A 21,599-nucleotide genomic window follows, 5' to 3' on the forward strand; every position below is an offset into this window, starting at 1 on the left:
CCTCTTTATTTACGCTTAGATCGCATTCCTTTTAAAATCGTGGTTTCATCCGAATGAAGAAATTGATGATATGGTCTACTATTCATTTCGTAGATGGAGACTTTTCCTTCTTCATTATAGTGAATTCCCCATCCATATTTTTTAACTAATGGAGAGGCTCTAAAGCATGCTTTAGGTTTGGAGAAAAATTGTTCGCGAAGTTCGTCTAGCTGGTCTGATTCAATCTCATTTTTTATGACATAAGTTTGAAATTGCACATCGTCTTGCGTGTATTTATAAGGATTATTGTAGATTAATTCATACTCAATTGAAGCAATAGTTGCTTTTTCTTTTCTCGACATCGGTATGACGGCAGATTCCACTGGTGAGTCTTCAGATATTAGGATAAAAGTGTTTTTGTAGCTCACTTTCTATCCCTCCTTTGCATTTTCCTGTCTCTTCGCAAAATCTCCACTTTCTACATTAAATAAGTATGTGCCACCGTTTGTTTCGATAATATAGTGCTCAATCGTTTTTTTAACTTCTTTTCCTTTACCCACTTCTTCACCAGTTTCGCTCTCTATTTTAGCTATTGCATCTTTGTACGTATAAGTAGGTAATTCCATATAAAATAAAATAGTTAAGCTTATTAGTCCTATTGTATAAATCGCGAGTAAATGCTTGAAAGCTTTTTGTAGTCGATCTTGTTTAATATAAAATGTATTCATACTTCCAATAATCCCTATAGCTAGTGTGCTCACTGCGCTTCTCGCGGTTTCATCAACAAATATATACTTTCTTGCGATGAGGAACATGTATAGCGACAGTAATATGTAAACGAAATTCATAAGATATAGACTTTTCATTTTCATTCGCTTATTCTCCCTTTATATTTAATTCCACATATAGGAGAGAATACCCTTCCAAAATAGGAAAGTTGAAGTCCGTATCTTAAAACAAAAAAATCGAACGCATGTAAACGTTCGATCATTTCGAATATCCGGCTCTAAAGCTGAATCAGATTTGGTTGAAATAATAAATTATTTTTTGATGGCATCGTATACCATATTGGCAATTGCTTTTGCTCCGTCTGCATTTGGATGGATTCCGTCTATTCTAAACCATTCTGGATGGTTCTTTGTTATATCATTAATATCAATTACTTGTAATCCAAGCTCTTTTCCTAATTCCCGTACAGCTTCAGCTGCTTCATGGACCATATCCTTTTGAATATTAAACTCCATTGGGCCTTCTGTTTTTCCATCAACATAAAAGGGAGTTGCTGGTGTATTGAGATAGACAACGGGTTTTGATTTTAACTGAGTATAGGACTGCACAAGCTCTTTATATTGCTTTTTAAATTCCTCTTTACTCACCCAGTTTTGTACTTTTGAATCATTCGTCCCAAACATAATTACAACGATATCCGGCAAGTAATTTAAACTGTCCTGAAAATTTTTTTCATTCACATATGGCTTGTCGCCAGTGCTCATCGCAGTCCTGCCGCTGTAACCAAAGTTTTCCACACTATAACTGGTACCAAGCAGGGTTTGCAATTCGGCAGGGTACCCATATCCATAAGTAATGCTATCGCCCACACAGGCAACACGGATTGTTGAAGCACTCATTGAAGTCGCTTGAAAGCCTTCTAAGCATACGAGCATAACCAAAATAATTGACGTAATTAATAATCTTTTCCTATTTTTTTGATTTATCAAAAGTATTTTCTCCTAGTATTAAATATCTCTTTATCTATATATTTTTATTATCGGCATAGGTTGGACATATTTCATGGGATTTATCAATATAAATTTTTTAGATATGTCAGAGAAAATCTATGCAAAAAATCTAGATTAATTTAACAAAATTCGGTCTCATTATTGGTTTAACAACAGTTGTCATCACAATGTCATACCTACTCGAAAAAAACATAACGTTGTCCTTTAGGAATTACGTCATGTTTTCGTTTGGGGTCAAAAATGTTCGATTGGTTCTCGCTTCTACTTCTTATGCCCACCAAGCAAACCAGCACGTTTCAACGCTGTTCCTGCTTCTGTATAGGATACAGCGCGTAGAATTGCAGTGGAGCCGTATTTGCTTCGCAGCAAATCCATTGTTTTTCCTAACTTTCGTTCCTTCCACTTTCCCTCTTCAAACAAACTGAGCTGCATCGAATATTCCGGCTCTAAATTGGTAATAGAAATCGCCAGCCTACGAACAGGACGATGATCATAAAACTCATCAAAAATCTGTTCGCATACTTTATATATTTTCATCGTGGCATTTGTCGGTTCTTCTATCGAGCGAGAACGATTAAATCCCCCTCCAAATGAATCCTTACTGTATCCGACTTGAAGATGGATGGTTCTTCCTGCCATGTTCGCTTCTCTGGCGCGTCTAGCGACATCCTCACACATTTCTAAAATCACTGCCATCACTTCTTTTTTTGTACAGTAATCACGATACAATACTTGGCCTTTCCCGTAACTGATTTGTCCATTCACTAAAGGAGCGCCAAGCTCGGACAAGTCAATTCCCCACGCATGATGGTAAAGTTGGTTGCCCATGACACCAAATTTTGCTTCTAATGTAGCGAGAGAAGTTTGCGCTAACTGCCCAACTGTAAAAATCCCCATATTATTCAATGTCTTTTCTAAACGAGAACCAATTCCCCACATCTCACTTAAAGGAGTAACGGGCCATAATTTTTTTTGCACATCCTCATACGTCCACTCCGCGAAACCTGTCTTTTTTGCTTCTAAGTCTAGCGCAAGCTTTGCCATCAGCATGTTTGGTCCCATCCCAACAGCGCACGGCAATTGAAACTGACTGTACATGCCGTCTTGGATTCGCTTAATTGTTTTTTCGATTGGACCCCAAAGCTTTTCGGTACCGCCTAAATCAGCAAAACACTCATCGATACTATACACATGAATTGCTTCATTCGGAACATACTGATTTAAATAGCGAACGATTTCAACGGAAACTCGAACAAAAAATTCCATCTTCGGCTCAATTAAATGAATAGACGGATGATCTGGAACTTCAAATAGCCGTGTTCCTGTTTTCACACCAAATTTTTTCTTCATCATAGGAGATGCTGCGAGTACAATACTTCCCTTATGCTCCATATTACCAATCACCGCAATGGGTGTATTCATCACATCCAGCCCCGCATCGGCCGCCGCACAGCTCGCAAAGAAACTCCGCATATCAATACATATTATTTTCCGACTTTCTAACCCTTCATACATATTATTTACTCCTCTCATAAGGAACATCCGTTCTCATATTATATGCCGAACGAACGTTCTTATTCAATGGTAAATAATAGGTTTTACTTTATATCCACCTTTACATCCTCTTCAATCCAAGATGGATAAAATTTAGTTCTCATTTAACTTATCCAAAACCTTGTAATCAAGTTAAATTAATTTAGCAGTTCTTATTGAACGAAAGCATCCGTTAGTTGTTAGTTGAAGAAAGTTTTCTGCTGTGACTCCTATCGTTTCAGCCATTCTTCAAATGTCATCATCTTAAAATCTTCTTGAAAATCTAATCTAATTGGAGTGATGAACTCAATTGAATTACCATCTGGATCATCAAAATAAATCGCAGCATGTGCATGAGGATTATTAGGTAATACAAGTGGTTGACGATGTTCATCAAAGCCAAATGAAGAACGAATACCTATTCCTTTTTCACTCAACCATTTCTTAGCGAAGATGATATCCTCTTTCTCTACTCGAAACGCGATATGACGTATCGAAGGATGATAAGGTATCTCAACTTTATCGCTTTCCCATAAACCAAGCCAACTTTCACCTTTTGCAATCCAGAAAAAAGCTAGTTTATCTTGTTTATAGGCTATATCTAATCCTAAATTTTGATAAAATAAAATCGAATTTTCTAAGTTACTTACTGGTAAGTGTGCTTCATATAAACCTTTTATCAAAGTAACACCTCTTTTAAAATACTATATTGATCTTCTTCAACTAAGCAGCACGATGATTTTCTACTAAAGCAGCTGTTTGTTGAATAAGGTATTTCTGTCCTTACCCAAAGATTTGGGCAGCAATAGCAAATAACTCCTTATTCCTGTATGGCATATTAACAGAGTTTTTTATCATAATGGGCGGTTCACTAACTTTTATAAATCCACTTTTCTGCAAGAAAAACATTAACTCCTTATTACTGGAAGGTACATCAATCCTTAACTTTCCTTGATGATTAAGAGCTAACTCATCGACTATTAAAGCTGCGGTTTGGGGATTCGGTGCTACAATAGGTCCCAATATTAGATTTATTGGTCCTAATATAGACAATCCATATCCAATAATTTTCCCCTTTTGATTTCTAACGACCAAACATAGCTTTGATTGTTCTATCCGGTTAAGAAGAAATTTTCTTCTCTTATCACCAAACGCAGCCGAATCTAATTCAACAATTTCATTAAAATCATTCTCACTGTATTTCCCTAAGGTTATTTCTTGATTAATAGACATTTTAGTCTGAATATAACTATCACTTAAATACTTATGTACATAGTCAACAGTAATAAAACCCAAGTTTTCATATAGGGGTTTCCCATCTTCAGTTGAAATTAACATTATAGAGGTATCTTTAGAGACACTGTCTATACATTTCTGAGTAGCTTTTTTTCCTAAGCCTAAACCTCTATATTCTTTATTAACGATAACCATACCAATGGAAGCTAAATCAGTATCATAAGATATTATTGCGGCACTCGAGACAATTTTCCCCTCAGCATTTTTATGTCCGAATATTTTCCCAGATGACATAACAGTACTAATTTCATGTTCATCATAATCCCAGTTAACTGATGCAGAAAGTTCTATTAACCCTAATACGTCATATTCATCAAATTGCACTAATTCTAATACTGATTTGTTGTCTGTATGCATTAGAACACCCCCTATATTGGTTCTTTTCTTTATTTTACTTTATTTTACTTTAATTTATTGAACTAATCCTGCCCTGTTAGTCCAATAAGAAGAATGAGTTGCATAAGCAACGCATGATCCTTAACTAAGTACCCGTTAGTTGAATAAGAGTTATTCGCTATGGATTTCAAAACAAAAATAACCAAATGCCAAATCCTTTTCTGAAAGTTCCAAATCCACTTTCGCGTAATCAAATAAACAGGGTAATAGCACATCTAAATAATTTCGGTATTTATCTAGTGAGGCTTTAAATGATTCTGAATCATCGTATCTACATATCGGGGTTAGTATTTTGCCCCTATCATATTCTTCAAGTGTCACAGATGTAGCATCCATGTCTAAGGATTCTAAAATACGATCTTCTGCATCTTGTTCATTAAACTGTTCCATGCATTCTACAAAGAACATGTATTGATCAAATTCACGCTGTAAGTTTACCTTTTCGTTCACATAAAATGGAGTGATTCTGATATATTCAGTTGTTGTGTTTGCTTCAATTAATTTATCAATAAGAGTATTTAAATCTGTAATAGTTGGATAAAGTCTATATTTTCTATTACGGTAAACGGTATGTTCATAGACAATTCCGTTGATTATACCTTCCTTTTTTTCTAGTATGATCTTGTCACCTCCTGTTTTAATATATGGCATTGGATTCTAGATTTTGAACTAACCTGCCACGTTAGTTTAAGTGTAACATTTCACACTTGATCACCGAAATTTGTATTGGACATAAAAATAGACCATCGAATTAATGTTCTTATTTAACTAAAGGACCAGTTAGCACCATAATAATATTGGCATTGCACTTCGTTAGGCAAAATAGATTTTCTAATATTATTAATTTTCAACCTCCTATTATATTTTAATTAGGATAGTTATTTGCTAAAATAAATGCGTTACTTAATATTAAAAAGGAGTGAAAAATCTTGTTTTTAGCACCTTTATTCGAAAACGATGTACCAGTAGTACTCTCCCGCTTCTAATGGAGAGAAAATTATAATACTACTTCTCTCCGTTAGGGCATATCTAGCCTAAAATAAAACGGAGGGTAAAAATGAAAAATACACTTATTGGTTCTTTATATTTAATATTAGCTTCGAGTATCTGGGGAGGTATGTATGTTGTCGTTAAAATATTAGTGGCAGTCATACCACCATTAGAACTTGTATGGATGCGTTATTTAATAGCACTAGTGGCACTAGTCATAATTGGACTGGTGACTAGACAAAATTGGAGAATTAAAAGACGTCACTTTGGCATTATAATTGCTATTTCTATAATAGGGTACGTCATTTCCATTGTTACTCAAGAAACAGGTACAATGCTTTCTACTGCACAAATGGGTGCTATTATAACTTCTACAACACCAGCATTTATGGTTTTGTTTGCTAGTTTAATACTTAAAGAACGTTTAACTTTAAAGAAGGCTATTTCAGTTAGTTTAGCCACTATTGGTGTGATTACCATTGTTGGAATTGATGATATTAATATGTCTAGCATGCTTGGTGGAGTATCACTTATAATAGCAGCATTAACATGGGCGTTAATGTCTGTACTCATAAAACGTCTACCTAGTGATTATTCACAAATTGTCGTTACGACCTATGCTACTTTAATTGCTTTTGTTGTTTTAACTCCTTTTGTTATAACAAAACTACCACAAATTGATATAAACGATTTAACTAATCCAACCATTTTGGGAGGATTAATTTATTTGGGTGTAGTATCGACATCTATTGCATTTCTATTATGGAATCGTGGATTACAAATGCTAAATGCCTCCAGTGGTGGAGTTTTCTTTTTCGTTCAACCCGTTGTTGGAACATTCTTAGGATGGTTAATACTAGGTGAAACGATTAGTATAACCTTTTGGATAGGCTCTGTTTTAATTCTCTTAGGGGTCTTAATAGTTATTAAAGATAGACATGAAGAACAAAACTCGTTATCTCAATAAATAATGCGAAAACAAATTACAGGAGGCATGGCATTACTATGGCAACTTTCGACGATTTTCAAAAGCTAGATATGCGTGTTGGAGAAATTACCAAAGCAGAAGCATTCCCTAAAGCAAGAAAACCAGCATATAAACTGTGGGTTGACTTTGGAGAAGAGATAGGGATTAAACAAAGTAGTGCTCAAATAACAGATTGTTATGATTTGGATGAACTAATTGGTAAACAAGTATTAGGAGTGGTTAACTTTCCTCCTATGAAAGTTGCTGGTTTTAGTTCTGAGGTTTTAGTGATGGGAGTATATGCAGAACAGGGTGTTGTTCTTATAGAACCACAACAAAAAGTAAAGAAAGGAGACCGATTAGGATAAGGTCTGTTATGAGCATAGCTTAAAAATTTCACCTAAAATTAAAGTCAAAAAACACAAGTGGTATCCTATTTCCACTTGTGTTTTTTATTTTACAAGTCAATGTTTCACTAAACTGCTTAGTGAGATCAATAAGAAAAAGTTCCCCTTACAGGCAGCCACTTGTTCAACTAAAGCCACCCCTAGGTTACTTCCCCCTAGACAGCCTTTGTTTGATAAAACCTCAGTAGTATCGTTTCTAGCATGTTTGTCTAAACTGATAAAGCCAACATCAAGATATATTGGGAAAGCCTAAATTTGTTTGATTATTTTTTGGTACTACAATACTTTATGGCTAGGTTGGTTAAGCTAAATTAAGAAGGATTGGTAATCATATGTTAAATCTTTATCCAACTACAATAGAAAATTTAGCAGTATTAGTAACCTGCCTCATTTGCATTCTAATTTTTTATATCATTATCAGACCAAAATTTAAGTATAGTAATTTCATTCTAATTATATTAATCGCATTTACTTCCGTATTGGCCATAATAATTTATCTAAACTTATAGAAGTTCACTATTTTGTTCGAAATTTCTCGCTTGTTTGGGTTCATCTCCTTCATAAGAACTTGCTAAATAAGGTCAACCCTAATATGGTAGATTTAACTCTTTAAGATATGGGTAACTTTATCAATAGCATTTTGTAGTAATTCACTGTTTTTTACATATAACTTCTTGGCATCCTTATTTTCTGTTGAAAGCGCAAATAATTCTAAGTCCGCTTGGCATTTTTTCATTGTGGCAAGAATTAATGGCCTTTCTTGAGGAGATGGAACTTGTAGCTTATCATCAAAGACATCTACCGTTAATTCCCCATAGGAGTTTACTTGCCCTACAAAAACATTTTCAATAGTGACCCCTAGTTTTTCAAGTTCGGTCTTTAACCATCCCCGATTATACCCAATGGTAGAAAGGGGTTCATCCAGAATCTTGCCATCCATAATAACAGTCTGTGGCTCCTTAATTGAAGCTACTTTAATGTTTAAATCCTTTGCTGTTAAAGGTTGATTTTCTTTCTTCAACAGGACAGATAGCTCTCCAGTTGCCTCTAATACTGCATATTCCACATCAGAAACCTGAAAGACATCCTTCTTACGAAGTAATTCTAACATTTCATCCACTGTATATCTTTCCTTTTTTAAATTTTCTTCCATAATCTTGCCATCTTTGATGAATATAGTCCCTTTGCCTTCAGTAAAATCGCGAAACTTTTTGCTTTTCAAAGAAACGATACCACCTAAAAACGGTAAAATAGAAACGATTACAATCGCTACGAAGCCTAAAAACATGTTTTGTTCTAATCCCATAATAACTTCTGCTGCTATGCTTCCTATGGTTATTCCAGTAACATATTCAAAAAATGAAAGTTGGGAAATTTGTTTTTTACCTAGCATCTTCGTAACGAAAAACAGAAAAATCACAAACGTTAACGATCGAACTATGACATCAAGCCATTCAGGCATAATATAAAAGACCTCCTTTATTTTTAAAATCCTTTATATTGAAATTCTTCACTTTCCAATTCTCCAACTCTTTTTTTTAAATCCTCAACTACCTCGGACACTGTCATCATCGTTTGATGTATGGTTTGTTTGGATTCGTAATCTTGTGTCCGTTCCGCTAAATGGGAGAGACTAGCTTCTACTCCTTTAAGACTGGCTAGGCATTTTTTTACATCTGAAACAACGGTCATCTTTCATTCTCCTTATCCCTTTGGTTTAAAAATAAGCGCACCCAACATACCGAAAATAATCGCAGATGAAATTCCTGAACTTGTCACTTCAAACATCCCTGTTAGTACACCAACTAAACCGTGTTTTTCACCTTCTTGCATAGCACCGTGTACCAGAGAATTACCGAAGCTTGTAATAGGCACCGATGCTCCTGCGCCAGCAAAATCAATCAACGGTTCATATAAACCTACCCCATCTAAAATAGCACCAATCACTACAAGGGTACTTAATGTATGTGCCGGAGTAAGTTTAAACACATCAAACATAATTTGTCCAATTACACAAATAAATCCACCAACAACAAAAGCCCAAAAAAAGATCATATCTATTCTTCACCCCCGTATTCGATCGATACCGCATGTGCGATACAAGGAATCGTTTCATTTTGCTGAAAGGACAGGGGAGATAACAAAGCACCTGTAGCTACTACTAACATTCTTTTAAATTCACCTTTTCTCATTCTATTTAATAAATGGCCATAAACTACTGTCGCTGAGCAACCTGCACCACTTGCTCCCGCCAAAATTGGTTGTCCTTCTCGATAAATCATAAGACCACAATCTTGGTATTGTTCTTCTACAATGGGGATGCCATGCTTTTTGAATAAATCAAAGGATGCTTCCTGGCCTATTCTACCGAGGTCACCTGTTACAATTAAATCGTAATAAGAAGGATCAATGTTTCGTTCCTTTAAATGCGCCTCAATTGTATCTACCGCAGCTGGAGCCATAGCCCCTCCCATATTAAAAGGATCAGTCAACCCCATATCAATTACACGGCCTATCGTAGCAGAAGTGACACGGGGTCCTTCTCCTGAAGAGCTTAATAAAGCCGCCCCGGCACCTGTTACCGTCCATTGTGAAGTAGGTGGTTTTTGTCCACCATATTCAGTTGGGTATCGAAACTGTTTTTCAACGGCAGTGTTATGGCTTGAAGCCCCTGTTAATAAATATTTAGCGCCATTTGTGTTAATAATATAAGCACCTAGAGCTAAGCCTTCCATAGATGTCGAACAAGCACCAAACAAACCAAAATAAGGTGCTCCAATAGTTCGACTTGCAAAACTCGTTGGGGTAATTTGATTAATCAGATCACCAGCGAGAAGAAATTGTACCTGTTCCTTTTGGATTCCTCCTTTTTCTAGTGCTTTTTGACAAGCTTCTTCAAAAAGAATTTTATGTGCTTTTTCATATGAATCTTGAGCCAGCCATAAATCCGAATGCAGAAGGTCAAAATCGTCTGCTATAGCTCCATCTGCCTCAAATGGTCCACCAACTGTTCCAGTGGAAATAATGACAGGTTTATGATCAAAGATCCATGTACGATGACCCGCTAACATTACAAACCACCCCACTGTATTAACATTGTTTTAATCAAAGCAATAACAAATGCAGAAAATACGCCAAATACAATTACGGAACCAGCAAGTTTAAACATATTGCCCCCTACACCTAACACAAATCCCTCTGTTCGATGTTCAATTGCAGCAGAAATAATCGCGTTACCAAATCCAGTAACTGGAACAGCTGAACCAGCTCCACCGAATTGGGCGATTCTATCATAAACACCAAATCCAGTTAGAAGCATGGCAATAAATATTAATGTTCCAACTGTTGGATTTGCTGCGGTTTGATCTGTAAAATCAAAGAAATATATATAGAATGTTTGAATAAGCTGCCCGATAAGGCAAATAAATCCACCAGTAAAAAATGCCTTTATACAATTTCGAATTACAGGTCTTTTTATTTCGTGTTGCTTTTGAAGTTCTTGATATTCCTGTTGTACTGGTGTCAATTGTTTCTTTTTATTATTCGACATGGGAGCAAGCCCCCCTTCCTCTACGATTGTTCCTTCATGAGACTTTTGATTTTTTTTATATCTTTTTCTAGCTTCTTCATACTCAAGTTATTCTTTAGAAGTTTCTGTTCCAATTTATCAAGTTCAAAATACATTTTTTGATCAGAAGAAACCAAGACTTTATAATCTGGATGCATTTTTTCCAGATCTGATTTTAAGTTCTTCTCAATCTTTTTTAATTGGAAACGATCAAATTGTTTCACTTTTATGGCCACTAATAACTCTTTATCAGAATTCACAGCTTTTACATCTGATATTTCCTCTTCTGTGCTGATATTTTCTTTTACTTGATTAGCGACCGATTGACTGATTGGATTAGTTACTTTCACGAGTGAATCATTAAAATCCTCATTAGTATCAGCAAATTGTTTCTGATTTCCGTTACAACCAGAGCATAATCCAATAACCATTAATATTAAAATAGCAACTTTCAATTTTGTTGTTTTGGAAATCATGATTTCACCTCTATATTTTATGCATAATTTTCGAGACAAAAAGTTGAGGTAACCAACCTTTTGTCTCTCAATATTAATTATTCCTGTTTGTATTGAGGTTCTTCTTGTAGTATTTGTTGAAGTCGAGGTTCAATACTATCTACAATAGATTGGGTTTGTGTAGCAGCATCTTGGTAAAGCGACTTCGCTTGTTGATTTTCTGTACTTAGAGCAAATGTTTCAAAGCTTGCCTGAGCACTTTTCAATTCTGCTATAACTGTCTTAATGTCATTGACTACTGTCATGATTAACACCACCTTTTGTCTTTTGAATTCTAAATTCTATTAAAATAAAATGTATTCATTTCCAATTATTAATTGTCAATTGGAACAATCGCTATTTTACCCTTTTAATTACCAGTTTATACTTCTAGTTAATAAACCTTCTAAATCCTTAAAAGTTCAATTAATCAGCACTTAATACTAGTAATTCACTTGTTGTCTGTTGAATCAATGTTGTATTAAACCTCATTTATTTATTTTTTCTTTAGGGAATCTTTACGATAAATAAAAAAAATCTATTTTGAAATTTCAAAATAGATTCCTTCCTATAGTTCAAATTTTTCTTTCTTCCATAATCCATATTTTTTCGTTATTACTAGATAATTTCACTTGCTTTTCTTTTCTATTCTTTACTCACAAAAAAATTGTTGATTTCGATAAAGTTTGAATAAAAGTATCGGATTATTCCTGTATCCGTTAGTCAAATAAGAATTAGTCAACACCTTTAATTGACCAGCCTCTTCTCTATTTCAGGATAAGGTGGTTACTTCCCTCATCCCATGATATTTAGCGATAACCACGTTATTTACCTATGTTGTTCTCAGCTAATAGCTTTTCAATGAAGAGAGAAACTTTCTCTTTTGATAAATGTTGATGATAAGTATTTAATTGTTGATTCAGCAATTTCTGAAGCTTGTCGCAATGTAATACCTTTAGTATTTTTTCCTCAAAATTAGGGGTGTCTCGCCAGCACTCCAAGTGATACACGAGACCCCACTTTTTTAAATTTTGTAAATTAATTTCTTCCTGACCAGGCAATTCATGATAAATAAAGATAGGAATTCTTTTAAATAAGCATTCGCTTATCGTCACGCCTCCCGGCTTCGTAATGATTGCGTCAACCCTATCGTACAAATTGTTCATTTCTTCTTTCGATGAAATATAAGGTACAGCATTAATGAACGGATTATTCAATTGTTTAATCCAATTATACAATTTATTATTTTCCCCACAAAGTACCGTATAATTAATTTTTCCTGAAGGTTGAAGGGTTTCAACAAAGGTTTTTATTAAACCTATACCAAGATTACCTCCAGATATTAATATCGAAAATTTATCTTTTTGATGAAGTACTTTATCCTGCTCCTTATATCGAGGATGAATCGGAATCCCTGTAACAAGAATATGATCAGACTTGACTCCGCGCTCAATTAAAACTTCTTTTATTTCTTTGGTGGGTACAAAATGGTAGTCGATACATTCCATTCCCCATATTTGATTTATGAAATAATCGGTATAGACATTAATAACTGGTACAGATATACTCCCTTTTTGTTTTAAATGGTTTAACAAATAAGAAGGTAATGCATGTGTACAAATGATAAGTTGCGGATTTTTTTCTTTAATCAATTTTTCCATCCAATAGAGGAACAACCATTCATAAAAATAAAAACGTTTTGCCTCATATTCATTTTTATATGCAGATTTCTTATATAACCAGCTGTAAAAGTTGGGAAAGAGATAAATCCATTTCAAATAAAATTTCGATATGAATCTTTCAACATTTCCGTAACTGTACGACAATATGTCGATTTTTTCACATTCAAATAAGTCATTAATCTCCTGAAGTGAATCTATTATTCCATTTACTACTTGGTGATGACCAGATGACATTTGCAAGAAGGGCATAAATAATATCCGTTTCATACATGCATCCACCTGTCTTTTTGTGTAGTATGTTCCCCATTCACTAATATATCCAGCTATTTTTTATTAATATTAGAGTGAGAAATGGTTAATCTAAACAGGATAGTAACTTCTAAATGCAAGGAGGAATGTAAACAATAATGAAAAAATTCATAATACAAATATGGGGAATGTTTGACCAGGTTTACTTATTTTGTACTCGTTTAAAATGTCTAGAAAAAATTAGCACGAATTTTAATATTTTCCGTGTTCGGTTAACGCGTTATAAAGGACGTGAAGTAGTTCTTTCTGACGGAACTTCAATTAAAAAAAATGACCTTCTTATTAAGATTCATCTCCATAACGTCCGTATATTAGAAGAAATGAAAAACAAGGACGAAAATTTTAAAAAATCCCTTTATCTTTATAAGAAAGTTCAGGAATCTTTACCTGATCTTGCATTATATATTATCCATCATAAAAATAATCAACAAATAAAAGGAATCATTGGTATTACAATGATTAATAAAGGGTTTAGGCGTTTAGGGTTTGAATCTGTTTCATTTTCTAGTCTTTCGTATTTATGGTATAAACGGATTGCTCTTTACCCAATCCACTACCTTTCAAATTCTAAACACTCTTCTAAAAGTAACAAGACCCCTTATCCTCATTACTTGTTTATGTCAAAAGATATGATATATAAAAAATATGGTAAAACATCTAAGGTTATTGCTTCTTGAAGAATAAAAGCCTATAGGCCTGCCTAATATTATAGGCATAGCTTATAGGTAATTTAAAAAAAAAGAGAATTTCTATATCTTTTTACAACAAATTAGAAGCCTTGCTGCTTTGGTAGTTTATCGGTTAAAGGGTTATTTGCCATCCCTTGTAATGGCTGCGTCGCTTGTTGCAATGGTTTAGTCATTTGCTGTAGGTTCTGTAAATTTAATTTGTTCGGCATATTTTGAGTAAATTGTTTAAAGGTACCATTTCGCATCCCTCGAACTACACCAAAAATAGCAACCCCGATTGCACCCCAAGTAAGAAACCTCATTACAATCTTCCTCCTTTCTTTTAAATATATTTTTGAACCCACTTAGTATCGGTAATCAATTTGCTATTATGCTTAGTATTATTATCCTTCATTTTGTTTCATCATAAACATAACTGGTTGTGTATCCATAAATTAAAGCTAACAATCTTCTCACTTCTCCTATATTATTTTCCAAGAGGGGGAATTTACTAGTTAATTTTGTTTTCGTTTTTCATTGTAACTATCCTGTCTTTTTTATTTTATAAAGGCTATAAAAATACCAAGCTAGTATTATTTAATAATGTGTTTATTAATTCCAATGTGAATACACAGGTAGACAGAAATCCATTTCGTGTATTACATATTTCAGATATGCATCTTGAAAACATTTCCATTTCACCTTCGCACCTTTATTCTATTCTAGAAGATCAGTCAATTGATCTGATTGCTTTAACGGGAGATTTTTTAGATCGTAAACGTACTATCCCTAAACTATTACCATATTTAAAAGTTTTAAATGAATTGAATCCAAAACACGGAACTTATGCAGTGTTTGGAAACCACGATTATGTTTTAAGACATCCAGATTTCATTAAATTAAAGCAAGTTTTAGATCAGAATGGATGTAAAACGTTGATAAATGAAAATGATGTGCTATGGAATAATGGGAAGAAAATTAACATTATTGGAATAGATGATTTCTCTACAAATAGGAGTAACGTGGATAAATCATACGAAGGACTGACGGATGGATACAATCTTGTATTAACTCATGATCCGAACATAGTACTTAGCATGGAAGATGTTCCTTATGATTATTTACTATCTGGTCATTTTCATGGGGGGCAAATTCATTGGCCGAAACCGTATCATCTTATAAAAATGGGGAAACTAGTTCGCTTAAATATGATAAAAGGATTGCATAGTCATCAGGGAAAATCATTTTATATTAGCGAAGGATTAGGACAAACTGGCGTTAATATACGTTTTGGAAGTCGCCCTGAAATTTCTCTACATCATTTAACACTAATATAGCTTTGAAATAAATTTTGAGATAACGATATTAACCTTGATATACAAACAAATGCTTCTGTCATAATAGCAAGAACTATATTCTTGAAATTTCAATCATAATTAAAAAAGACCAAATTTACACTTACCCCTGTGTCAAGTAGACAGTTCTAAAGAGACTATGAGCCATCGAGATTCGATATTCTATCGGAGCTCGGTGGCTCAGTCGTTATTGGAACCGTTTATAGTTATAGTAGTAAATATTATTCTCAACAGTTTGAATCAATTCTTTTTCTGTTTTAAAATCAGTTAGATAATCCACCTCAGACTATTAAGTCATTCACTGATTTTATGTCGATTGCTTCTTGTAAAAGTTTTTGAAGAGCAGTAGCAAAGATCCCCATCACCATTGAAGTAAAAATGAGTATTAATCCCAAGCTTATAAAACCTGTTATGTCTTCACCTTCACCTGAAACTAATATAACTCCAAATATAATTCCTACTACTATCACGGTGATTATAGTGATATCATTTTCATTTTAAAAAAATAATAAAAAAGCATTCCTCTTTACAAAGAAATGCTTTATAAAACTAAAAAACTATTCTATTTATAAACTTATTCAACTAACCTGCCCCGGTAGTTGAATAAGAAATGGCGATACCCGTTATAGTAGTACCTCCTGTATTCACGATTTTAGAGAGCTTATGCATCCAAAGTATTTTTCTTTAATGTTAGTGTTACTTTACCTAATTTAACGACTCCTACAATTAAAAGGAACAAAGGTATTAAAAATAACAGGTGCCCTATTCCAGGAGCAAATAAAGTCACCGTAGACAATGGGCCAAATAATTTAGGGAATCCAATTAAAATAATCAACGGCAGCAGCCAGATAAATACTAATATAATCAACCTATTTAGAATCTTACGTAATGTCGTTACTTTTCTATTTTTAGGTTTAAAGATTCTGTAAGATGACCAAACAATTAAAGCGATGAATGCGAGTAAAATCAAATCAATAATTATATATTTCATAAATGGATTACTATCAGAAATAGAAAGATCTTCATTATGTACCAGCTTGTTTATTCCACTTACGATGGCATCATATTCATTAAGATTAAAATAATCCATGGAATTGATTTGTAGGCTGATGCCGTACTCACCATCTAACAGAACTTTTGAATATGTGTTTTCTGTCCATCCATTATGGGAAATTCCTTCATTATTCACTTCCCAGCCCATCGCATAGTAGGTATCATTTCCTGTGAAAGATGATGGATGATGCATTGTGTTCATGGCATTCGATGATAAAATACTATTTCCTTTAAATTCACCCTGATTCAGTTGTGCGATCATATAATTTGCCATATCTTCCGCACTGGAAATAATGTAACCAGAAGGAACATTGCCCTCATGGTTTAACTGCTCTGTCGGCACTTTTATGCCGAATATTGTTTGATATCCGTTCGCAATTATATTGTTTATATCATCTTTAGGATCAGTGAAGCTATTGCTCATTTCAAGTGGTTTGAATATATATTTATTTATGTAGTCCTTATACGATGTATTCGTCACTTCCTCGACGACTAAACCTAAAATGCTATAATTCAAATTCGAATATTGATATTGCTCCCCAACAGGGTATGTCAATTCTATATTTACCAAGCTTTGTATATGTTCTTTTAATGTTTGATCTCCTTGTGAAATAGCAACTTGACCATCATATGTAGAAAAACCGCTTGTTTGATTCAATAAGTGTTGAATGGTGATTTTTTTAGATTCCTCTTTATCTGCAATTTGAAACCAAGGTATATAAGATTGCACGGGATCTTCTAATCTAATTTTTCCTTGTTCTACTAACTGCATAATGGCAAGCGCTGTAAAGGATTTAGTAACTGACCCAATAACAATTGGCGTTTGCGGTGTTATATTTGTTCCATTTGCAAAACCATACCCTTGTAAGTATTCAACTTGATCTCCCTTTACGATAGCCAAAGAAGCACCAGGAAGGTCCAGTCTCTCGATTTCATTGGTCATAAATTCATCGATATCAGAAATATCTAGATTACCATTTGTAGACTCATCTTCGTTTGCAAATACAACTCCGCTAATGTTTGTCATTAGCAATAATATGGTGATTACTAACATTTTAATAATTATAAATTGTTTTTTTGGCATAATTTAAAAATTCCTTTTATATGTAGTTTTTTATAAGACCTTGTCTCTCTCCCCCGTTAGTAATCGATGAAGCGCAATAATCAGCGCTTCACCACAGAGAATGAAAATTGTTTGAGGAGTCCATACAAGTAGTCCACCGAAATCCATAGAATTATTAATGTACGCTCTCCTCTTTTTTAACGATGGAGCAGGGTATACTTAATTGTTGTTTTTTTTCTTTTCTTTTCTTGAAGAAATTAAATCATATTCCTACTTCTCTCATTTTAACTGTAACTTCATCAACTCTATTTTCAATTTCCTTCCCGTCAAACTTCGGAAGCTTCAACTCGCTCACGATTTTTCCGTCACGCATAAACATAATACGATCTGTCCGTGCTGCAACTTTTGCGTCATGAGTTACAAGCATAAGCGCGGTTCCGTCCGAGTTGATTTCAGAAAATATGTCCATAATCTCCTCCGAAGATTTAGAGTTGAGCGCGCCAGTAGGTTCGTCACCGAAGATGATTTTCGGATTGTTCATAAGCGCTCGGCATATTCCTGCACGCTGAAGCTGACCTCCCGAAACCTGTGTAATATCGCGCTTTTCAAGATCTCCAATGCCTACCCTTTGCATTAGCATTCTTGCCTTCTTAGATATTTTTGGTGCGTTTTTTCTGTTGTTTCGCATTGACGGAAGAATAATGTTATCGAGTATATTTAGATTTTTCAGCATAGTAGGCTGCTGAAATATAAATCCCATTTTTATTCTACGTATTTCTGAAAGCTCTTTCTCCCCGACCTCCGTTAGATCCATGCCATCAAAAACGACCTTTCCGCCGTCTACGCTGTCCATTCCACTCAAAGCAAACATCAGTGTAGATTTTCCCGATCCCGAAGGACCCATAACTGCAACGAATTCACCCTCATTTATATCAACGGACACTCCGTCGAGAACATTTCGCTGTTCATCGTCCACGCCAAAAGATTTCACAATGTGATCACCGATAATAATCTTATTCATATGCCTACTCCTTTATATTGTCAGAAATTTTTATTTGCCCCGCACCTGATGTTCCCAACACTGTAGCGATAAGCACCGCGACTATCATCATCAGCGGACTTAGCAAATACGCTGTAAGCGGATTAACTGTAAAATTAAATGTTGACGCTCCAAACGAAGCAATAAGCGCGCCGGCAAGGACCTCTCCGAGAGTGTTCGCGAGAAGCGTACCCAGAATAATTCCGACAATCAGAACGAAAACGGAACGAGAAACATACTGTGTCTTAATGTCCGAGTTTGTAAAACTGAGCGCTTTCATGACAACAATGGAATATCTGTCCTTTGCAATAAGCATTTTCATGAACAACAGTGTAACTAGTACTGTAATAATCAGTGCAACGGCAATTGCTGCGTAGGAAGCCATTTTAACGGAACTTATTGTCGAGCCTAGGGTCTGAGAAACAAATTCATCAATGTCGGAAGTCTTTGCAAAATCGAATTTGTCCGAATATCCTAAAACCTTGCTTTCGACAAGAGATTTATCCGAAAGTTCAACACAGACGATGGTCCACATGACGCTCGCCGAATTGTCGGTGAATACAGCCTTTGCGGTTTTGCCGCCGTTGGTGACATCCGAATATATTCCGCTTACCGTGAGATTTTTCTCCTTCCCTTCAATCACCAGCGTCATGACCTCGCCGACCTTTTTGCCCAGATCATCGGCGTTTATAGACGAAAGAGAGATTTCGTTTTCTGCAACAGGAGCTCTGCCCTCAGAATACTCTATAGGAAATACCGAATGGTCACCAAGTTCAACTTTTATATTTTCCTCTGACCCGTTACTCGTTTTTACTTTGAATGTCTTAGTTGTCATAACAGCATATTTCGAAACGGTACTGTCGCTGTTGATTGTCTTCACAATTTCATCGCTTTTGTCAGTTATATTGGTCTGTATGCGCAGATCGTAGTTTCCAATTCCCATATATTGAATGAAGCTTTTTTCAGAAATCGTGTTGTAAAGGTTCTGCGGAACAATAATTATAAATGCTGAAATCACCAGTACTACAAGCATTGTGGCGTAAAGTCTTTTTCTTGCGAAGACATCCTTGATTCCGAGAAAAATATTCGTACTAAACAGTCTGTTTTTATTTAAGGAAAAACGCTTAGCGCCAGCCTTTTTTTCCTGGGAAGTACCAAAGCGTATAGCTTCTGCAACGGAGATTTTCTTAAAACGTTTCAGCACTCCATTTACATAAGCAATAATTGCAAGAAATACAACTAGTATTCCAATGATTCCTAAAACTATTGCAAAAGAAGAATTTTCGCTTTCGCCCATAAAAAGCCGTATATTTTCAAGAAGAATGCCTTGAAACATAAGCGAAAGAACAAAACCAAGGATACTACCTGCCGCCGCAATAGCTGCATATTTTGCAAGATATATCTTCTTTATGTCGGAAAGATGAAGCCCAATTGCTTTCATAACGCCAATTTCACGGTAGTCATCTTCAATTTTTGCTAGGAGCGTAAAACGAATGCTCATAAATGCGATGGCAACGACAAGTGCGCTTACAAGAAGGATAACCGCAATCATCATCCCGTCTGAAATGGCGTTCATCGTTTTGAAAAGTGTATATGTAACTGTTGGTCCGTTCGCTTCAAGTCCAGCGGAAGCATAAGCTGTTTCAAATTCACTTATCGCCGAGAAATCCTTTAATCTAAACTCAATCAGATACTCGATACTTCCAAGGTCTTTAATTTCCGCGAAATCATTGATGCTTACAAGAAATCGCTTTGACGCGGAGAGCGAGGAATTCATAGTGGAATCACGGAGAAATCCCGCAACGGTAAATTCCTTCCCGCTTATTACCGCTTTGTCACCTACCTTTGTGGTTTTGTCCCTCATATAACTTATTGGAACATAAATTTCACCGTCGGAAACGTTGATGATGTTACTATTAAGATCAAGAAGATAATCGAATTTTTCGTTTTGTATGCTTAAGCCGTTATCCTGAACACTATTCGCAAGTGAATTATTGCCCAATATAATTTGCGTACTGTCTATGTTGAGAAATTCAACCACCTGATAATCATCGACATTGCTGTTTTGCTCAGCGAATGATGCAAGCCGATCAGTATCAATTTCACCCGAATGCATCTGCATAAAATGAGGAGTCTTAGCATTTTTCATAAGTGTATCTAGCGAACCCGAAAGATTGACGACGAGTATCGCCGCGAGCGAAACAAGCATAGCCGCAGCAGCAACAAATATCATTGTTGTCAACGTTATCGCTTTGCTCTTTAAAATGTCATTGCCTATTATTCTGTTATACATAAGTCACCTCCGTATTAGGTTTTCTTTCATAATATAAATCTAACAGATAACTAAAAAATTATAGTACATCTCAAGACTGAGATTTTATGCATCTTAAGGTTGAAAATATTTCCCAAATAATTGTCCTTTTCAACAAAAAAGAGCATTATTCCTCATCGGGTTAAAGCTCCTATTAGTCAAAGAATATTATTCATAATTATATTAATCCCTCAAAATTTACTTTCAGAACTACATTCTCCTTTTAATTTGTACATAAGGAAGATGACAAAAAGTCAATCTACTATTTTATTATTCAAGCTTCTCGATTGTTACATTACATATTTGGTAACTGACCCAATAACAATTGGCCAAATGTTTGTCATTAGCATTAATATGGTGATTACTACCATATTAACGATCACAAATTGTTTTTTTTGCATAATTATAATTTTCCTTTTATATGTAGTTTTTTAATAAGACCTTGTAATCTGTCTTTTTTAAAGTAAATTTTCATTTTTATACATAGATTCCCCTCCTGTTCCCTTTGTATAGAGCTTGAATAACACGTTAATTATACAGTTTAATAAAACAGGGAATTAATAAGAATTTGTAAAGATTTCCTGTTAGCCAACCATGAAACCCAAAATCAGCGCTTCTTTATCAATACTTCCTTGGACATTTACACTTTCAGTTTTTACTCAACTATAACTGTCATATATGTTTTTTCGATAAAAAGTACGTTACCAATCACTTGTTGTTTTACTCTTGAGGGAATTCGTGACATACTCC

General features: G+C 34.8%; 24 protein-coding genes. 4 read left to right on the forward strand and 20 right to left on the reverse strand.

The genetic code is table 11. From position 1 onward, the window contains the following. Positions 1-5 precede the first annotated feature (5 nt). The 7 genes from AN959_RS08870 to AN959_RS08900 form a co-directional block, all read right to left on the reverse strand. The gene (locus tag AN959_RS08870) at positions 6-407 is read right to left on the reverse strand and encodes a DUF6157 family protein (RefSeq protein ID WP_056829989.1); all 402 of its coding nucleotides are present in this window, start codon (positions 405-407) and stop codon (positions 6-8) included. A gap of 3 nt (positions 408-410) precedes the next feature. After that, a complete protein-coding gene (locus AN959_RS08875; protein WP_056829991.1) occupies positions 411-851 on the reverse strand; it encodes a hypothetical protein in 441 nt (146 codons plus the stop codon). A gap of 168 nt (positions 852-1,019) precedes the next feature. Further along, the gene (locus AN959_RS08880; protein WP_056829994.1) at positions 1,020-1,697 is read right to left on the reverse strand and encodes a GDSL-type esterase/lipase family protein; all 678 of its coding nucleotides are present in this window, start codon (positions 1,695-1,697) and stop codon (positions 1,020-1,022) included. 282 nt (positions 1,698-1,979) lie between these two features. Next, the gene (locus AN959_RS08885; RefSeq protein ID WP_053589405.1) at positions 1,980-3,233 is read right to left on the reverse strand and encodes a UV damage repair protein UvrX; all 1,254 of its coding nucleotides are present in this window, start codon (positions 3,231-3,233) and stop codon (positions 1,980-1,982) included. A 248-nt stretch (positions 3,234-3,481) separates the two neighbouring features. Then, a complete protein-coding gene (locus AN959_RS08890; RefSeq protein WP_056829996.1) occupies positions 3,482-3,934 on the reverse strand; it encodes a VOC family protein in 453 nt (150 codons plus the stop codon). Positions 3,935-4,034: 100 nt separating this feature from the next. Then, complete coding sequence (locus AN959_RS08895; RefSeq protein WP_053589403.1) at positions 4,035-4,904, reverse strand: GNAT family N-acetyltransferase; 870 nt, start codon at positions 4,902-4,904, stop codon at positions 4,035-4,037. A gap of 150 nt (positions 4,905-5,054) precedes the next feature. Beyond that, positions 5,055-5,594 (reverse strand): hypothetical protein, encoded by a 540-nt coding sequence (locus AN959_RS08900; protein ID WP_056829997.1) that lies wholly within the window; start codon positions 5,592-5,594, stop codon positions 5,055-5,057. 406 nt (positions 5,595-6,000) lie between these two features. Between AN959_RS08900 and AN959_RS08905 the strand changes: the two genes are divergently transcribed. Then, complete coding sequence (locus AN959_RS08905; RefSeq protein WP_056829999.1) at positions 6,001-6,900, forward strand: DMT family transporter; 900 nt, start codon at positions 6,001-6,003, stop codon at positions 6,898-6,900. Positions 6,901-6,938: 38 nt separating this feature from the next. Further along, positions 6,939-7,268, forward strand: a complete 330-nt coding sequence (locus AN959_RS08910; RefSeq protein WP_053589399.1) for a tRNA-binding protein — start codon at positions 6,939-6,941, stop codon at positions 7,266-7,268. A gap of 640 nt (positions 7,269-7,908) precedes the next feature. Here AN959_RS08910 and AN959_RS08915 read toward each other — a convergent pair. From AN959_RS08915 to AN959_RS08950, 8 genes are all read right to left on the reverse strand, one after another. Further along, positions 7,909-8,769, reverse strand: a complete 861-nt coding sequence (locus AN959_RS08915; protein ID WP_056830002.1) for a DUF421 domain-containing protein — start codon at positions 8,767-8,769, stop codon at positions 7,909-7,911. Positions 8,770-8,792: 23 nt separating this feature from the next. Continuing rightward, positions 8,793-8,999 (reverse strand): DUF1657 domain-containing protein, encoded by a 207-nt coding sequence (locus tag AN959_RS08920; RefSeq protein ID WP_056830003.1) that lies wholly within the window; start codon positions 8,997-8,999, stop codon positions 8,793-8,795. 12 nt (positions 9,000-9,011) lie between these two features. Beyond that, complete coding sequence (spoVAE, locus tag AN959_RS08925; protein WP_056830005.1) at positions 9,012-9,362, reverse strand: stage V sporulation protein AE; 351 nt, start codon at positions 9,360-9,362, stop codon at positions 9,012-9,014. A 2-nt stretch (positions 9,363-9,364) separates the two neighbouring features. Beyond that, positions 9,365-10,378, reverse strand: coding sequence for a stage V sporulation protein AD (gene spoVAD, locus AN959_RS08930; protein ID WP_056830007.1), 1,014 nt, complete (start codon positions 10,376-10,378; stop codon positions 9,365-9,367). After that, complete coding sequence (gene spoVAC, locus AN959_RS08935; RefSeq protein WP_056830009.1) at positions 10,378-10,857, reverse strand: stage V sporulation protein AC; 480 nt, start codon at positions 10,855-10,857, stop codon at positions 10,378-10,380. The genes spoVAD and spoVAC overlap by 1 nt, the downstream gene beginning before the upstream one ends. A gap of 20 nt (positions 10,858-10,877) precedes the next feature. Further along, positions 10,878-11,444 (reverse strand): YhcN/YlaJ family sporulation lipoprotein, encoded by a 567-nt coding sequence (locus AN959_RS08940; protein WP_371256530.1) that lies wholly within the window; start codon positions 11,442-11,444, stop codon positions 10,878-10,880. After that, on the reverse strand, positions 11,429-11,635 hold the full coding sequence (locus AN959_RS08945) for a DUF1657 domain-containing protein (protein ID WP_053589392.1): 207 nt from the start codon (positions 11,633-11,635) through the stop codon (positions 11,429-11,431). Before AN959_RS08945 ends, AN959_RS08940 begins: the two co-directional genes overlap by 16 nt. A gap of 558 nt (positions 11,636-12,193) precedes the next feature. Next, positions 12,194-13,318 carry a hypothetical protein gene (locus tag AN959_RS08950; protein WP_056830014.1) on the reverse strand — a complete coding sequence of 375 codons (1,125 nt, stop codon included), beginning with the start codon at positions 13,316-13,318 and terminating at the stop codon, positions 12,194-12,196. Positions 13,319-13,458: 140 nt separating this feature from the next. Between AN959_RS08950 and AN959_RS08955 the strand changes: the two genes are divergently transcribed. After that, positions 13,459-14,037, forward strand: coding sequence for a hypothetical protein (locus AN959_RS08955; protein WP_056830016.1), 579 nt, complete (start codon positions 13,459-13,461; stop codon positions 14,035-14,037). A gap of 92 nt (positions 14,038-14,129) precedes the next feature. On the opposite strand, the gene AN959_RS08960 is transcribed toward AN959_RS08955, so the two are convergent. Then, positions 14,130-14,351: a hypothetical protein gene (locus AN959_RS08960; protein ID WP_053589389.1), complete on the reverse strand. Its 222-nt coding sequence runs from the start codon at positions 14,349-14,351 to the stop codon at positions 14,130-14,132. A gap of 195 nt (positions 14,352-14,546) precedes the next feature. On the opposite strand from AN959_RS08960, the gene AN959_RS08965 reads away from it, so the two are divergent. Then, positions 14,547-15,365, forward strand: coding sequence for a metallophosphoesterase (locus AN959_RS08965; protein ID WP_056830018.1), 819 nt, complete (start codon positions 14,547-14,549; stop codon positions 15,363-15,365). A 299-nt stretch (positions 15,366-15,664) separates the two neighbouring features. Here AN959_RS08965 and AN959_RS08970 read toward each other — a convergent pair whose 3' ends face one another. The 4 genes from AN959_RS08970 to AN959_RS08985 all read right to left on the reverse strand — a co-directional run bounded on the left by AN959_RS08970 (position 15,665) and on the right by AN959_RS08985 (position 20,831). Continuing rightward, entirely contained in the window at positions 15,665-15,853 is a 189-nt protein-coding gene (locus AN959_RS08970; RefSeq protein ID WP_056830020.1) for a DUF2975 domain-containing protein, read from the reverse strand. Positions 15,854-16,044: 191 nt separating this feature from the next. Then, entirely contained in the window at positions 16,045-17,520 is a 1,476-nt protein-coding gene (locus AN959_RS08975; RefSeq protein ID WP_056830021.1) for a serine hydrolase, read from the reverse strand. Between the two features lie 241 nt (positions 17,521-17,761). Next, on the reverse strand, positions 17,762-18,520 hold the full coding sequence (locus AN959_RS08980; RefSeq protein ID WP_056830023.1) for an ABC transporter ATP-binding protein: 759 nt from the start codon (positions 18,518-18,520) through the stop codon (positions 17,762-17,764). A gap of 4 nt (positions 18,521-18,524) precedes the next feature. Beyond that, a complete protein-coding gene (locus AN959_RS08985) occupies positions 18,525-20,831 on the reverse strand; it encodes an ABC transporter permease (RefSeq protein ID WP_056830026.1) in 2,307 nt (768 codons plus the stop codon). Between the last annotated feature and the right edge of the window lie 768 nt (positions 20,832-21,599).

Source organism: Psychrobacillus sp. FJAT-21963 (assembly GCF_001420585.1).
Classification (GTDB): Bacteria; Bacillota; Bacilli; order Bacillales_A; family Planococcaceae; genus Psychrobacillus.